General features: G+C 73.5%; 17 protein-coding genes. 11 read left to right on the top strand and 6 right to left on the bottom strand.

The features are described 5' to 3' along the window. The gene (locus AB5J54_RS19480; protein ID WP_369145186.1) at positions 1–357 is read left to right on the top strand and encodes a GntR family transcriptional regulator; all 357 of its coding nucleotides are present in this window, start codon (positions 1–3) and stop codon (positions 355–357) included. A gap of 61 nt (positions 358–418) precedes the next feature. Here the strand turns inward: AB5J54_RS19480 and AB5J54_RS19475 are convergent, their stop codons facing one another. Together AB5J54_RS19475 and AB5J54_RS19470 are read right to left on the bottom strand one after the other, a co-directional pair. Then, the gene (locus AB5J54_RS19475) at positions 419–1,378 is read right to left on the bottom strand and encodes a D-2-hydroxyacid dehydrogenase family protein (protein WP_369145185.1); all 960 of its coding nucleotides are present in this window, start codon (positions 1,376–1,378) and stop codon (positions 419–421) included. A gap of 286 nt (positions 1,379–1,664) precedes the next feature. Beyond that, positions 1,665–2,111, bottom strand: coding sequence for a TetR/AcrR family transcriptional regulator C-terminal domain-containing protein (locus AB5J54_RS19470; RefSeq protein WP_369145183.1), 447 nt, complete (start codon positions 2,109–2,111; stop codon positions 1,665–1,667). Here AB5J54_RS19470 and AB5J54_RS19465 point away from each other — a divergent pair. Then, positions 2,083–2,490 (top strand): hypothetical protein, encoded by a 408-nt coding sequence (locus AB5J54_RS19465; protein WP_369145182.1) that lies wholly within the window; start codon positions 2,083–2,085, stop codon positions 2,488–2,490. The genes AB5J54_RS19470 and AB5J54_RS19465 overlap by 29 nt on opposite strands. Positions 2,491–2,495: 5 nt before the next feature. Here the strand turns inward: AB5J54_RS19465 and AB5J54_RS19460 are convergent, their stop codons facing one another. After that, entirely contained in the window at positions 2,496–3,404 is a 909-nt protein-coding gene (locus tag AB5J54_RS19460; RefSeq protein ID WP_369149398.1) for a GlxA family transcriptional regulator, read from the bottom strand. A gap of 136 nt (positions 3,405–3,540) precedes the next feature. On the opposite strand from AB5J54_RS19460, the gene AB5J54_RS19455 reads away from it, so the two are divergent. Both AB5J54_RS19455 and AB5J54_RS19450 read left to right on the top strand, forming a co-directional pair. Then, positions 3,541–4,155: an MBL fold metallo-hydrolase gene (locus tag AB5J54_RS19455; RefSeq protein WP_369145181.1), complete on the top strand. Its 615-nt coding sequence runs from the start codon at positions 3,541–3,543 to the stop codon at positions 4,153–4,155. Positions 4,156–4,194: 39 nt separating this feature from the next. After that, positions 4,195–4,563, top strand: coding sequence for a hypothetical protein (locus AB5J54_RS19450; RefSeq protein WP_369145180.1), 369 nt, complete (start codon positions 4,195–4,197; stop codon positions 4,561–4,563). A 12-nt stretch (positions 4,564–4,575) separates the two neighbouring features. On the opposite strand, the gene AB5J54_RS19445 is transcribed toward AB5J54_RS19450, so the two are convergent. Beyond that, positions 4,576–5,424: a class I SAM-dependent methyltransferase gene (locus AB5J54_RS19445; protein WP_369145179.1), complete on the bottom strand. Its 849-nt coding sequence runs from the start codon at positions 5,422–5,424 to the stop codon at positions 4,576–4,578. A gap of 202 nt (positions 5,425–5,626) precedes the next feature. Here AB5J54_RS19445 and AB5J54_RS19440 point away from each other — a divergent pair, with 202 nt between their 5' ends. The 4 genes from AB5J54_RS19440 to AB5J54_RS19425 all read left to right on the top strand — a co-directional run bounded on the left by AB5J54_RS19440 (position 5,627) and on the right by AB5J54_RS19425 (position 8,222). Then, on the top strand, positions 5,627–7,009 hold the full coding sequence (locus tag AB5J54_RS19440) for a glutamate decarboxylase (protein WP_369149397.1): 1,383 nt from the start codon (positions 5,627–5,629) through the stop codon (positions 7,007–7,009). Positions 7,010–7,081: 72 nt separating this feature from the next. Beyond that, the gene (locus AB5J54_RS19435) at positions 7,082–7,492 is read left to right on the top strand and encodes a VOC family protein (RefSeq protein ID WP_369145177.1); all 411 of its coding nucleotides are present in this window, start codon (positions 7,082–7,084) and stop codon (positions 7,490–7,492) included. Then, a complete protein-coding gene (locus AB5J54_RS19430) occupies positions 7,493–7,756 on the top strand; it encodes a hypothetical protein (protein WP_369145176.1) in 264 nt (87 codons plus the stop codon). It abuts the gene before it with no gap. 28 nt (positions 7,757–7,784) lie between these two features. Beyond that, positions 7,785–8,222: an iron chaperone gene (locus AB5J54_RS19425; RefSeq protein WP_369145175.1), complete on the top strand. Its 438-nt coding sequence runs from the start codon at positions 7,785–7,787 to the stop codon at positions 8,220–8,222. A gap of 14 nt (positions 8,223–8,236) precedes the next feature. Here AB5J54_RS19425 and AB5J54_RS19420 read toward each other — a convergent pair whose 3' ends face one another. Continuing rightward, positions 8,237–9,448: an NAD(P)/FAD-dependent oxidoreductase gene (locus AB5J54_RS19420; RefSeq protein ID WP_369145174.1), complete on the bottom strand. Its 1,212-nt coding sequence runs from the start codon at positions 9,446–9,448 to the stop codon at positions 8,237–8,239. A 202-nt stretch (positions 9,449–9,650) separates the two neighbouring features. Between AB5J54_RS19420 and AB5J54_RS19415 the strand changes: the two genes are divergently transcribed. From AB5J54_RS19415 to AB5J54_RS19405, 3 genes are all read left to right on the top strand, one after another. Then, positions 9,651–10,424 (top strand): GNAT family N-acetyltransferase, encoded by a 774-nt coding sequence (locus AB5J54_RS19415; protein WP_369145173.1) that lies wholly within the window; start codon positions 9,651–9,653, stop codon positions 10,422–10,424. Positions 10,425–10,559: 135 nt separating this feature from the next. Next, the gene (locus AB5J54_RS19410; protein WP_369145172.1) at positions 10,560–11,090 is read left to right on the top strand and encodes a hypothetical protein; all 531 of its coding nucleotides are present in this window, start codon (positions 10,560–10,562) and stop codon (positions 11,088–11,090) included. Positions 11,091–11,224: 134 nt separating this feature from the next. Then, on the top strand, positions 11,225–11,965 hold the full coding sequence (locus AB5J54_RS19405) for a PP2C family serine/threonine-protein phosphatase (protein WP_369145171.1): 741 nt from the start codon (positions 11,225–11,227) through the stop codon (positions 11,963–11,965). A gap of 53 nt (positions 11,966–12,018) precedes the next feature. Here the strand turns inward: AB5J54_RS19405 and AB5J54_RS19400 are convergent, their stop codons facing one another. Then, the gene (locus tag AB5J54_RS19400) at positions 12,019–12,564 is read right to left on the bottom strand and encodes a GNAT family N-acetyltransferase (RefSeq protein ID WP_369145170.1); all 546 of its coding nucleotides are present in this window, start codon (positions 12,562–12,564) and stop codon (positions 12,019–12,021) included. Between the last annotated feature and the right edge of the window lie 6 nt (positions 12,565–12,570).

The following is a 12,570-nucleotide window of genomic DNA, read 5'->3' as shown; positions in this document are numbered from 1 at the left end:
GTGCTCTTCCGTGTCGACCCCGCCTCCGCCGTGCCCCTCGGCGACCAGATCGCCGCCTGCGTCCGGGGGGCCCTGGCCGACGGCTCCGCCGCGCCGGGTGAACGCCTCCCGGCCGCCCGGGAACTCGCCGAATCCCTCGGCGTCAACGTCCACACCGTCCTCCGCGGCTACCAGCGGCTCCGCGAGGAGGGCCTCATCGAACTCCGGCGGGGCCGCGGCGCCCTGATCGTCCCCGGGGCCACGGCACCGGACCGCGCCCGCCTGATCGCCCGCCTGCGGGAGGCGGCGGCGGAGGCCCGCGAACTGGGCCTGACGGAGACGGAGTTCCTGGACCTGGCCCGCACGAGCCTGGGCTAGCACGCCCACAACGGGGGGCGCCGCCCCGGCGGGACGCATCCCCACAACGGGGGCGCCCCGCTCACCCCAACTCCCGCACCACCGCCCCCGCGAGAAACGCCTCGATGTCCTCCACCGCCTCCCCGAAGTACCGCCCGTAGTTCCCCTCCGTCACATAGCCCAGATGCGGGAGCGCCAGGACGTTCGGCAGCGAACGCAGCGGGTCGTCCGCCGGCAGCGGCTCCGTCTCGTACACGTCCAGGCCCGCCCCCGCGATCCATCCCTCGCGCAGCGCCCGCACCAGCGCCCCGCCGTCGACGAGACCCGCCCGGGAGGTGTTGACGAGGTACGCGGACGGGCGCATCGCCCGCAGTTCGGGTTCCCCGATCAGACTCCGGGTGCGGTCGGAGAGCACCAGGTGCAGCGAGACGAAGTCGCTGCCCGCGAGCAGGTCCCGCCGGTCCTTCGCGAGCCGTACGCCGTGCTCCGCGGCCCGCTCCTCCGTCAGGTTCGGGCTCCAGGCCGTCACGTCCATGCCGAAGGCGAGCCCGATCCGGGCCACCCGGGCGCCGATCTTGCCGAGGCCGACGAGGCCGAGCGTCCGGCCCGCCAGGTCGGCGCCGACCGTCGACTGCCACGGCCCGCCCTCCCGTACGGCCCGCGCCTCCGCCGGCACGTGGCGGGCCAGGCCGAGGAGGAGCGCCCAGGTCAGTTCGGTGGGCGGTTCGGAACTGCTGGCGGTGCCGCAGACGGTGACGCCGCGCGCCCGGCAGGCGGCGAGGTCGATCGAGGCGTTGCGCATGCCGGAGGTGATCAGGAGCCGGAGCCGGGGGAGCCGGGCGAGGAGTTCCGCGTCGACCGGGGTCCGCTCCCGCATCACCACGAGGATCTCGCAGTCTCCGACGGCGGCGACGAGCGCGTCGCGGTCCGTCAGGTGTTCGCGCAGCACGCGGACGTCCACGCGGTCCGCGAGCGGGCTCCAGTCGGCGGAGGCGAGGGCGACGCCCTGGTAGTCGTCGAGTACGGCGCAGCGCAGCTTCATGACCGCATGATCGCGTACACCCCGGTGCGCTGCCCAGAGCGACAGAACCACCCTCCTCCCGGATGAGGCGTGGGCTTCTCGCGAGCGTGGGTGTGGGCGGACTGCTGGCCGTCGTGACCGGCTGCGAGTGCTTCGGCCTCGCGGCCGAGGGGAAGCCGCGGGGTTGCGTGCACGTGGGCGACGGACGCCGAGATCTGCGGTCCCGCCCGGGCCGTCTGCTCCGACCCGTTCGAGCCGACCCGACCCCGAGGGCCCGCCGGGAGCTCCTTCTTCACCCGCGCCGGGGTCACCCCTCCGTCGCGTCCGCCCGCAGGCTCGCCTCCAGCCCGTCGAGCAGTGCGCCGAGTCCGAACGCGAAGGTGTCGCCGGGGCCTTCGGCGTACGCGCCGGCCGCCCCCGCGTCGATCCGGCTGCGCAGGCGCGGGAACCGCCCGGCCACCTCGGCGGCCTCCTTCATCGTGGTGGCGAACACCTCCTCGGCGTCCCGGCCGTCGCGCTCGATCCGGCGGGTGAGCGCGGCCGTGGCGGCGGCGGAGGAGGCGTTGCCGAGGACGTACGTGAAGACGGCGGCGGCGGCCCGGTCGGCCGCGGGCCCGGCGAACCCGGCGGTCTCGTAGACCGCGAGGTTGTGGTCGTCGTGGCGGGCCTTGCCCTCGCCGTGGAAGAGGTGGGTCGCGAAGGCCTGCACGAGCCAGGGATGGCGGGTGAACATCGCGTACAGGTCGCCGGCCATGGCGGTGGCGGCGGAGTGGAGGCGCTTCGACGCGAGCGGCCACGAGTGGTGGGCGCCCGGCTCCTTCGCCGCCGCCTCCCTCGCCGCCGCCGTGCTCAACCTGGCCGGAAGCGGCTGGGGGGCCACCCTGACCTGGGTCTTCTCCTCGATCGCCTTCCTGGCCAACCTCGCGATCCTGCAGAGCCAGCTGGGCGCGGTGAAGTCCGTCCGGGCCGCCTTCCGGCGCAAGGGCGACCCCGAGCTCCTCCGGGTCGACGTCCCCGCCTTCCTCGCGGCCGCCGAGGGCGCCTTCCCGGCCTGGACCCGCACCCTCCAGAACGTCCGCCACACCGTCGTCTTCGCCGGCTCGGCCCTGGCCGTCGCCCTCCTCGCCCTGTGACCGCCTCAGGTCGTACGGCTGAAGGAGCGGCGGTACGCGCGCGGGGGCACGCCCCGGCGGCGGACGAACTGGGCGCGGAGCACCGCCGCGCTGCCGAAGCCGACCGCGCGCGCGATCTCCTCCACCGGGAGCTCCGTGGTCTCCAGGAGCTCCTCGGCGCGGCTGAGGCGCAGACCGAGCAGCCACGCGTGCGGGGTCGTGCCGGTCGAGGCCGCGAAACGCCGGGCGAAGGAACGCCGGCTCATCAGCGCCCTGCGGGCCAGCTCCGCCACCGGCAGCGGCTCGTGGAGGTTCTCCCGGGCCCAGGCGAGGACGTCGGTGAGCCGCTCGTCCCGGCTGTCCTCGGGGACGGGCGTCGCCAGGTACTGGGCCTGGCCGCCGTCGCGGTGGGACGGCAGCACCAGGTCCCGCGCGATCGCGTTGGCCGTGGTCGCCCCGTACTCCCGCCGCAGCAGGTGCAGGCAGAGGTCGAAGCCGGCGGCGGCGCCCGCGCCGGTGACCACCGTGCCCTGGTCGACGTAGAGGGAGTCGGGCTCGACGGTGACCTCCGGGTGCCGCTCGGCGAGGAGCCCCGCGAACCGCCAGTGGGTGGTGGCCCGCCGCCCGTCGAGCAGCCCGGCCGCGGCCAGCGCGAAGGCGCCGACGCAGTGGGCCGCGACCAGCGCCCCGCGCGCGTGGGCGGCGCTCAGCGCGTCGAGCACGGCGGGGCCCGGGGGCGTACGGAAATCCGCCCACGGCAGGGCGATCACCAGATCGGCGGCGGCGAGCCGGTCGAGGCCGTGGTCGACCACCAGCGGCAGCCCGACATCGGTACGGACCCGGCCGGGCCGGTCGGTGCAGAGCGCGAACTCGAAGGCGGGCAGGCCCTGTCCGCGCGCGTCGAACACCTCGGAGACGATCCCGGCGCCGAGCATGCCGACGCCGTGCGGGGCGTAGGCGGCGACGGTCGGAAAAGGCACACGCCGAGTGTGGCACGGTGTGGCACGATTCCCGCGATCGGTGGCAGCACGGCCACTCGTGAAGAACCGTGCCCCACAGAAGACTTGAGGCATGACGACGACGAAGAACCCCCGCATCGACGCCCCCCGCAGCCACACGGCCACCCACACGATCCTGACCACCGGCTACACGCTCTCCACCGGGCCCGGCGTCGCCGCCACCGTCTCGTACGTCCACGACGGCGACCGGCACGTGATCGTCGACCCCGGCATGGTCGCCGGCCGCGACCGGATCCTCGGCCCGCTCGCCGAACTCGGCCTCGGCCCCGACGACATCACCGACGTGGTGCTCAGCCACCACCACCCCGACAACACCATGAACGTCGGCCTCTTCGGCCGGGCCCGCGTCCACGACCACAAGGCGATCTACGAGAACGACCAGTGGACCGACCGCGACGCCGAGGGCCACGAGCTCACCCCGTCGCTGCGGCTGATCCGTACCCCCGGCCACAGCGCCGAGGACATCACCCTCCTCGCGGGCACCGGCGACGGCGTCGTCGCCTTCGTGGGCGACCTCTGGTGGCGGCCGAACGGCCCCGTCGAGGACCCGGTGGCCCCCGACCACACGGTCCTGCGCGACTCGCGCCTCCGCGTCCTCGCCGCCGCCGACGTCATCGTCCCCGGCCACGGCCCCGCGTTCCCGGCGGACGACACCGCACCGCTCTGAAACCCACCCCCGGGGGCCCCGCCTCTAGAATCGGCTTCCATGTCGATCCCTGACGAACTGCTCGTCGACGTCGCCGCCACCGTGGAAGCCGGGCGGAGCAACCAGATGTCCCTGACCGTGGTCGCGGGGGGAGTGGTCATCACCGGGCGGCTCGCGCCGGAAGCCCTGTGGAGACAGCGCGTGTCGGAGGTCCTCACGGACTCGCCCCGGCTCGGCGAGTTCTCCGGCGTCTTCTCTCCCGTACGGAACGAGCTGAAGACCGTGGAGCCCCCCACCCACCTCCACTTCCACCTCGCCCGCATCCTCCAGGGGACGGTGGGCATGCCCGAGACCGGCGGCATGTACCGCGTCGCGATCGCGGACGTCAGCGCCTGGACCGTGGGGGACTTCAGCTACTCCGACAGCTGACCCCCACACCCGTCACCTGACGCCGGAGACCACCAGGAACGGCGGGTGCCCGGCCTCCGCCGGATCGGATCCCAGCTGCGCCGACTGATGCGTGAGGACGGGCTCGTGCACGTCCAGGTCCGTGAACCCGGCCTTGCCGAGCACATCGAGGTACGTCTGGCACGGCCAGTGGTGGTCGACCAGCTCCAGCGGCGCGCCGCCACCGGGCAGCTCCCGGCGCGACCGCCGCCGCTCGCCCTTGGTGTAGACCCGGCCGGGCTCGCCGCTGCGGAAGGTGGAGAACCGGATGCCCGCGGTGCGCGGGTTGGCGTCCAGTACGGCGAACCGGCCGCCGGCGCGCAGCACCCGGTGCGCCTCGGCGGCGATGTCGTGCAGGGCGGCGATGTCCCCGGAGGTGGTGAAGACGAAGCAGGCCATGGCGGCGTCGAGGGAGCCGTCGGCGAGGAAGCCGAGGCCGCCGTCCTCGCTCCGCCGGTAGTCGATCCGGGGGTGCGGGCGGCGCGTCCGGGCGATCTCCAGCATCCGGGGCGCGATGTCGACGGCCACCACGCGCGCGTCGGAGGCCTCGACGACGCGGGTGGCGACCTTGCCGGGCCCGCAGCCGTAGTCCAGGACCGTACGGACGGCGGAGGAGCCGATGCCGAGGGCGTGGAAGACGGCCGGGTAGCCGATGAGGCGCTCGGGAAGGTCGTCGTAGGAGTCGAAGGCGTCGGCGTGGGTGCCGGCCTGGGTGTCGGCGTACGCGTCGGCGTGGGTGCCGGCGGGGGCGTCGGTGTGCGTGCCGGCCTGGGTGTCGGCGTGCGTGTCGGCGTGCGTGTCGGCGTCCTGCTGGTCGACACCGGTGATCACGTATGGGGTCATGTGGTGGGGGCCTTCCGCTGATGATCCATTTCGTCCGGAACGTACTGGTCGGGGAAGCCGCAGGACAGGGCCACGGCGGCCCCCTCACCCGGGTGGGTCAACGATCGCGACCGCCGCCGGGCGACCCGCCCGGCCCCGTGGGTTGATGAGAGGACTGTCGACGACATCGCTGATCGAAGGGGAAACTGTGGCGCTCCACGAGATGAAGGGCCCGAAGAGCGTCGCCGATGCGGCGACCGACGTGTTCGCTTCCGCCCTCAGCGAGAGGGTCCTGCCGAAGCACCGGATGCCGGAGGAGTCGAACATCCCCGCGGTCGTCTACGCGATGCTCCACAACGAGCTGCTGCTCGACGGCAACTCGGCGCAGAACCTGGCCACGTTCTGCACGACGTGGACCGACGACGAGGTCCGCAGGCTGATGGACGAGTGCCTCGACAAGAACATGATCGACAAGGACGAGTACCCGCAGACGGCCGAGATCGAGTCGCGGTGCGTGAACATCCTGGCCGACCTGTGGAACGCCCCCGGGAGCGCGACCGGCGAGGGCACGGCGCTCGGCTGCTCCACCACCGGCTCCAGCGAGGCCGCGATGCTCGGCGGCCTCGCCCTGAAGTGGCGGTGGCGCGAGAAGCGCCGCAAGGAGGGCAAGCCGACGGACCGGCCCAACCTCGTCTGCGGGCCCGTGCAGATCTGCTGGGACAAGTTCGCCCGCTACTTCGACGTGGAGCTGCGCCAGGTCCCGGTGGAGCCGGGCGCCACCGGGCTCCGACCGCACCAGCTGAAGGAGTACGTCGACGAGAACACCATCGGCGTCGTCGCGATCCTCGGCGTCACCTACACCTGCGACTACGAGCCGGTCGCCGAGCTGGCCGCGGAACTCGACCGGATCCAGCAGGAGACGGGGCTCGACATCCCGATCCACGTCGACGCGGCGAGCGGCGGCTTCGTCGCCCCGTTTCTCCACCGGGACCTCGTCTGGGACTTCCGGCTGCCGAGGGTCGCCTCCATCAACGCCTCGGGCCACAAGTACGGCCTCGCGCCCCTCGGCGTGGGCTGGGCGCTCTGGCGCACCGCCGACCTCCTGCCGGAGGACCTCGTCTTCCGGGTGACCTACCTGGGCGGCGACATGCCGACGTTCGCCCTGAACTTCTCCCGCCCCGGCGGCGAGATCGTCGCCCAGTACTACAACTTCCTGCGCCTGGGCCGGGCCGGCTACCGGCTCGTCCAGGAGGCCTGCGCGCTGACCGCCCAGTACCTCGCCGAACAGATCGCGGAGATGGGCCCGTTCACGCTGCTCTACGACGGGCAGGGCGGGCTGCCCGCCGTCTCGTACACGCTCACCGACCCGGAGGGCGCGGGCTTCAGCCTGTACGACCTCTCCGACCAGCTCCGGATGCGCGGCTGGCAGGTCCCCTCCTACCCGCTGCCGCCCGACCGGCAGGAGACCGTCATCCAGCGCGTCCTGGTCCGGCACGGCATCGGCCGCGACGAGGTCGACCTCCTGGCCCAGGACATCCGCCGCTGCCTGGAACGCCTGGAGAAGGGCGTGCCTTCGGACGCCGACCGCGCGGGCTTCCACCACTGAAAAAGCCTTCCGGCGGAGACCGATCAGGATTCGAGAAGCGCGCACCCGGGGCCTGGAACTAGCGTGATGGGCATGGACATCACGATTCACACCAGCGCGCTTCCGCACGAGGACCCGGACGCGTCCCTCGCCTTCTACCGGGACGCCCTGGGCTTCGAGGTCCGCAGCGACGTCGGCCAGGGGAAGATGCGGTGGATCACGGTCGGCCCGGCGGGACAGCCGGACACCTCGATCCTCCTCGCGCCGCCGGCCGTCGACCCGGGCATCACCGAGGACGAGCGCCGCACGATCGCCGAGATGATGGCGAAGGGCACGTACGGCTGGATCCTCCTGGCCACCCGCGACCTCGACGCCGTCTTCGACAAGGTCAGGGCGGCCGACGCCGAGGTCGTCCAGGAGCCGACGGAGCAGCCGTACGGCATCCGCGACTGCGCCTTCCGGGACCCGGCGGGCAACCTGATCCGCATCCAGGAACTCCGCTAGATGTGCCGCCCGGGCTGGGCACGCGCCCGCGTCACGGCACAGCGCCTGAACGAGTTCACCCGCATGCGCCGGGTCCGTGACCGCATCGACCGCGAGTACGCACGCCCGCTGGACGTCCTGGAACTGGCCCGCGACGCCGACCTGCCGCCGCGCTTCCTGACGCGCCAGTTCCGCCGGGCGTACGGAGCCTCCCCGTACGACTACCTCCTGACCCGCCGCGCCGAACGCGCCAGCACGCTGCGGCTGCACGGCACCGCGTCCTGACCACCAGACGACCACGAGGGGAACCACGATGACCACGAACGAGAAGTCCCACGACGGCTTCACGGACGACGAGCGGGCCGCGATGAAGGACCACGCCAAGGAGCTGAAGGCGGCGAAGCGGCGCGGCGCGAAGGCCGACACCGAGCCCGAGGTCCTGGCGAAGATCGCCGAGATGGACGACGCGGACCGCGTCCTCGCCGAGCGCGTCCACGCCCTCGTCAAGGAGAACGCCCCGAACCTCACCGCCAAGACCTGGTACGGCATGCCCGCCTACGCCCGGGACGGCAAGGTCGTCCTCTTCTTCCAGAGCGCCCAGAAGTTCAAGTCCCGCTACGCCACCCTCGGCTTCAGCGACCAGGCCGCGCTGGACGAGGACACCATGTGGCCCACCTCGTACGCCCTGACGTCCCTGACCCCGGCCACGGAGAAGCGCATCGCCGCCCTCATCGCCCAGGCGGCGGGCTGACGGGCGGTCGGCCGTCAGGCCGCCGCCTCCGCCCGTGCGCGGCTCGGGGGCTCCTGCCCCACGACGGGCTGTACGACACGGCGGCGCCGGGCCGGCAGGCCCAGGGTCGGGTGGGAGACGCTCCAGGCCGCGCCCTTGCAGATCAGCTCCTTGTAGCGGGCGGCCATGCGGCCCGTCATGGCCTTCTCGACGGCCTGGTCGTCGGCGGTGACGAACTGGATCAGGCCTTCCCTGCGGCCGAGGGAGACGCACTGCTGGGAGTAACTGATCGAGACGTGGGGGACCTTGGCGCCGGTGAGGCGGGCGGCGATGGCGTCGGCGGCCTGCCAGGCCATGGGGACGCCCGAGGCGCAGGACATGCGGAGGGGCTTGTCGCCCGGGCCGACCGCCATCGCCGCGTCGCCCACGGCGTACACGTCCGGGTGGGAGACCGACCGCATCGTGCCGTCGACCACGATCCGGCCGTCGGTGAGCTCCAGGGAGGTGGCCCGGGCGATCGGGTGGACGGCGAAGCCGGCGGTCCAGACCGTGACGTCGGCGGGGACGGTCCGGCCGTCGGCGGTCGTGACGCGGTCGGCCGACACGGCGTCGACCGCGGCGTGTTCGTGAACGGTGATGCCGAGCCCGTCCACCACCTTCCGCAGGTGGGCGCCGCCCTTCTCGGAGAGCCAGTCGCCGAGGGCGCCCCGGGCGGCCAGGGCGACGTCGAGGTCCGGGCGGGCCTCGGCGATCTCGGTCGCGGCCTCCAGGCCGGTGAGGCCGCCGCCGACGACGACCACGGACCGCCCGGCCTCCAGGGCGGCCAGGCGCTCGCGCAGCCGGAGCGCTCCGGGGCGGCTGGAGACCTCGTGGGCGTGCTCGGCCGTGCCCGGGACGCCCTGGGAGTCCCAGCCGCTGCCGAGGGCGTAGACCAGGGTGTCGTACGCCAGCTCCTCGCGCCCGGGGCCGCTCGCGGCGGCGACCGTCACCGTCCTGCGGTCCACGTCCACGGCGGTGACCTTCGCGAGCTTCAGCTCCACGCCGGTGCCCGCGAACATCGCGTCGAACCGCCGGGGCGTGAGGTCCTGGCCGACGGCGAGCTGGTGCAGCCGGACGCGCTCGACGAAGTCGGGCTCGGGATTGACGAGGGTGATGGTGACGTCCTCGTGGTGCAGCCGCTTGGCGAGGCGTCCGGCGGCGACGGCGCCGGTGTAGCCGGCTCCGAGGACGACGATGCGGTGCTGCATGTCCGTGCTCCTGTCTGGGCGGGGCTGCCGTTGTCCGGCGTGGTGTCGCCCCTTGAACCGGACAGCCGCCCGTTCCCTGACAGGATCGGAACGTGACCTGCGTCATATCGCTTCAGGGGTTGGGCGCGCGGCTGCGGGGGCCCAGTCAGATCGCACGCAATTGGCCTGCGTGGGCGGCCAATTGCGCACTAGCGTAGGCGTAATGACAACAAGATCTCCTGCGGCCGACCGGCCCGCTTCCGTGGACCTGGCCGAGGCGCCGCTGCGTCAGGCCCGTAACTCCGCCGCCCTGTGGACCGCGACCGGCCGCAGCCGGGGGCACGAGGTCGTCCGGCGCCGCGGATTCGTCGCGGTCGACGGCGGCGAGCGGGTCGGCATGCGGATCCTGATCCAGGAGCCCGACCTCGACCAGGGCGAACGGGACGAGTTGAGCGAGCTGGTGCGCCGGGCGGCGGGCCCGGTGAACGCCGAGGATCCGTTCAGCTCGACCGACCTGGCTCACCTCGGCATGCGCAGCTGGCAGATGCCGGTCATGCTGCGCCCGCCCGCGCCCGTCGACGCGCCGGCGCTCGACGTGATCAAGGTGCGGCGGCCCGAGGACCTCCAGGCGGCCGAGCGGATCGTGATCGAGAGCTTCGAGCTGACCGGATTCGAGCCCCACCGCCCCGGCGAGCTGTTCCCGATGACGTTCGTCGAGCAGCCGGGCGTGGACGTCTTCGTCGCCCTGTACGACGGCGTGGCCGCGGGAGCCGGCGTCACGGTCGTCGCCGACGGCGTCGGCAGCCACTACTGGGTCGGTACGTCCTCGGCGTTCCGGTCGCGCGGCGCGGGCCGGGCCGTCATGCTCGGCTCCCTCGCCCACCTGGCGCACCTGCCGGTCACCCTCACCGCCTCGAAGCTGGGCAGGCCGCTGTACGAGTCCCTGGGCTACACCGTCGCGGCGCCCTCGACCTGGTGGGCCTCCACCCCTGCGTGATCCGGGGCCGGCAGCGACGAAGCCCCGGGCCACCACCGACCCGGGGCTTCGTTCAGCGCAAGCGCAGGCCGCCGCACGGGGACCCTGCCCGCGTGCCCACCGCCGACTCGGCCCGGCGTTCGTCATCCTGACGGGATGACGGATGACGCGGGCGACCGACTGCAGACCTCCGCGCGCGGCTGGCTGACCCTCCAGCTCGCCGTGCTGGGATTCGCGGGGCTGTGCGGGGCGATCAAGAGCGGCGGCACGGGCGGCTCGGGTGCGCCGCGGGCCGTGCAGGCGGTGGCCGGGGCGCTGGTGCTGCTCGCTCTCGGTGTCGCGTGCGTGGCGATCTACCTCGTCGCGCGGATCGCCTGGCCGGTGCACGTGCTGCCGGCGACGGACGCGGTGCGCGCCGGGCGGCGGCTCCGGCTCGGCATCAGCCTCACCTTCCTCACCGTGCTGCTGGTCGCCGTCGCGGCCAGTACGGGGTGGTGGCCGGAGGAAGGGGCCTCGAAGACGGGGGCGCTGGTCGAGGTGTCCACCGCCTCGGGCACCTGGTGCGGCACCCTGCGGGCGAGCGGCGAGGGCATCCTGGGCCTGGAGGTCGCGGACGCCGGGCAGTCCGTGGACATCCCCCTGGGCGAGGTGGCGGCGCTCCTGCCGGTCGGCGCCTGCGGCGCGTGACGCGCACCCGTTCCTCGCCCGCTCCTCGCCCGCTCCTCGCCCGTCTCCCGGCCGACCAGGGCACCCGCCTGCTCGCGGCGCCACAATGGGTGGTGCGGGACGCGCCTTCCGTCGCGGAGAGGCGGGACACATCGATGCCGTACATAAAGGTGACCGCCCTGAGCCATTCGGGGCTGGTTCGTGATCACAACGAGGACAGCCTCGTGGCCGGTCCGTGGACGCTCTGCGGCACCGTGACCGAGAACCCGCAGACGCTCGTGTTCCCCCTCGGCACACCGCTGGTCGTCGCGGTCGCCGACGGCATCGGCGGGCAGCCGGCCGGCGAGGTGGCCAGTGCCCTGACCGTCCGGCAGCTGGCGTCGTTCGGCCCTTCGCTGGACAGCGAGGAAGCCGTACGTGACGCTCTGGACCTCTGCAACCACGCGGTGTACGCGGCCGCCGGCCGTGATCCGGAGCTGAACACCATGGGGACCACGGTCGCGGGTGCCGTCCTGCTCGCCGAGTCACTGATGGTGTTCAACGTCGGCGACAGCAGAGTCTTCGACGCCACTCGGGACGGACTCCGTCAGGTCAGCGTGGACGACAGCCCGCCGCTGCCGCCGGGACGGCGCACCACCTCACTCGTCACGCAGGCGCTCGGCGGCGCTCACCGGTTCAGCGCCATCACGCCCCACGTCACGACGGCGCCGCTCTCCGCCGGCGATCGCTACCTGGTGTGCACCGACGGCCTGACCGACCCCGTGCCGGAGGAGGCGCTCGGTGACGTGCTGCGGGTCCACGGCGACGGCAGGGCCGCCTTCGAGCTGTGGAAGGCCGCCATCGAAGCGGGAGGCCCCGACAACATCACGCTCGCGCTGATCGGCATCGGCGAGTAGCGCCGATGGCGCGCGTAGGGCCGATGCCGCGCGCCGAGGGCGCCGTCGCTTCCTCAGGCCTGCGTGGCCGGGGTGCGTACGCCGAACCACTGCTCGGCGCCGTACTCCTCGAACCGCTCGACCTCGGTGAAGCCCAGCTTCGCCGCGAGGCGCATCGCGCGGTCGTTGGCGGTCTGGGTGGAGAGCACCACGGGCTCGCCGGGGCGCGCGCCGGAGAACCAGTCGAGTGCCGCCGCGCACGCCTCGAAGGCGTAACCGTGTCCCCACGCCTCGGGCAGGAACAGGTAACCGAGTTCGGCCTCTCCGGCCTCGGGGCGGACGTGCCCCCGGCGCTCGGCGCCGCGCGGGTCGAGCGTGATCACGCCGATCGCCGTTCCGTCGCGTTCGACGACGAAGCAGCCGGGGCGCCGGCCGGGAACTTCGGGCACCGCGCGCTCGACTTCGTCGCGAGGCCGGGCGCCGCCGATGTAGGTGCCCACCTCCGGCGAGGCGAACAGCTCGACGAACGCCGCACGGTCCCGGGCCTCGGACTCGCGGAGCACGAGCCGGTCGGTCGGTATCGGGGCGGGCGGCCAGGCGGAGGTTCCGGGTTCGGTCATGGCGGG

The sequence above is a fragment of the Streptomyces sp. R44 genome (assembly GCF_041053105.1).
In the GTDB taxonomy this organism is placed as follows: Bacteria; Actinomycetota; Actinomycetes; order Streptomycetales; family Streptomycetaceae; genus Streptomyces.
The sequence above is the reverse complement of the archived record's forward strand: the minus strand, read 5'-3'. Positions and strand labels throughout refer to the sequence as shown.

What these genes read in the sequence shown, in the direction of transcription:
- AB5J54_RS19440 (WP_369149397.1), top strand. Translation starts at nt 5,627, where the DNA reads ATGAAGGGCCCGAAGAGCGTCGCCGATGCGGCGACCGACGTGTTCGCT.
- AB5J54_RS19405 (WP_369145171.1), top strand. Translation starts at nt 11,225, where the DNA reads ATGCCGTACATAAAGGTGACCGCCCTGAGCCATTCGGGGCTGGTTCGT.
- AB5J54_RS19435 (WP_369145177.1), top strand. Translation starts at nt 7,082, where the DNA reads ATGGACATCACGATTCACACCAGCGCGCTTCCGCACGAGGACCCGGAC.
- AB5J54_RS19410 (WP_369145172.1), top strand. Translation starts at nt 10,560, where the DNA reads ATGACGGATGACGCGGGCGACCGACTGCAGACCTCCGCGCGCGGCTGG.
- AB5J54_RS19420 (WP_369145174.1), bottom strand. Translation starts at nt 9,448, where the DNA reads ATGCAGCACCGCATCGTCGTCCTCGGAGCCGGCTACACCGGCGCCGTC.
- AB5J54_RS19475 (WP_369145185.1), bottom strand. Translation starts at nt 1,378, where the DNA reads ATGAAGCTGCGCTGCGCCGTACTCGACGACTACCAGGGCGTCGCCCTC.
- AB5J54_RS19400 (WP_369145170.1), bottom strand. Translation starts at nt 12,564, where the DNA reads ATGACCGAACCCGGAACCTCCGCCTGGCCGCCCGCCCCGATACCGACC.
- AB5J54_RS19455 (WP_369145181.1), top strand. Translation starts at nt 3,541, where the DNA reads ATGACGACGACGAAGAACCCCCGCATCGACGCCCCCCGCAGCCACACG.
- AB5J54_RS19470 (WP_369145183.1), bottom strand. Translation starts at nt 2,111, where the DNA reads ATGGCCGGCGACCTGTACGCGATGTTCACCCGCCATCCCTGGCTCGTG.
- AB5J54_RS19425 (WP_369145175.1), top strand. Translation starts at nt 7,785, where the DNA reads ATGACCACGAACGAGAAGTCCCACGACGGCTTCACGGACGACGAGCGG.
- AB5J54_RS19450 (WP_369145180.1), top strand. Translation starts at nt 4,195, where the DNA reads ATGTCGATCCCTGACGAACTGCTCGTCGACGTCGCCGCCACCGTGGAA.
- AB5J54_RS19430 (WP_369145176.1), top strand. Translation starts at nt 7,493, where the DNA reads ATGTGCCGCCCGGGCTGGGCACGCGCCCGCGTCACGGCACAGCGCCTG.
- AB5J54_RS19415 (WP_369145173.1), top strand. Translation starts at nt 9,651, where the DNA reads ATGACAACAAGATCTCCTGCGGCCGACCGGCCCGCTTCCGTGGACCTG.
- AB5J54_RS19445 (WP_369145179.1), bottom strand. Translation starts at nt 5,424, where the DNA reads ATGACCCCATACGTGATCACCGGTGTCGACCAGCAGGACGCCGACACG.
- AB5J54_RS19460 (WP_369149398.1), bottom strand. Translation starts at nt 3,404, where the DNA reads ATGCTCGGCGCCGGGATCGTCTCCGAGGTGTTCGACGCGCGCGGACAG.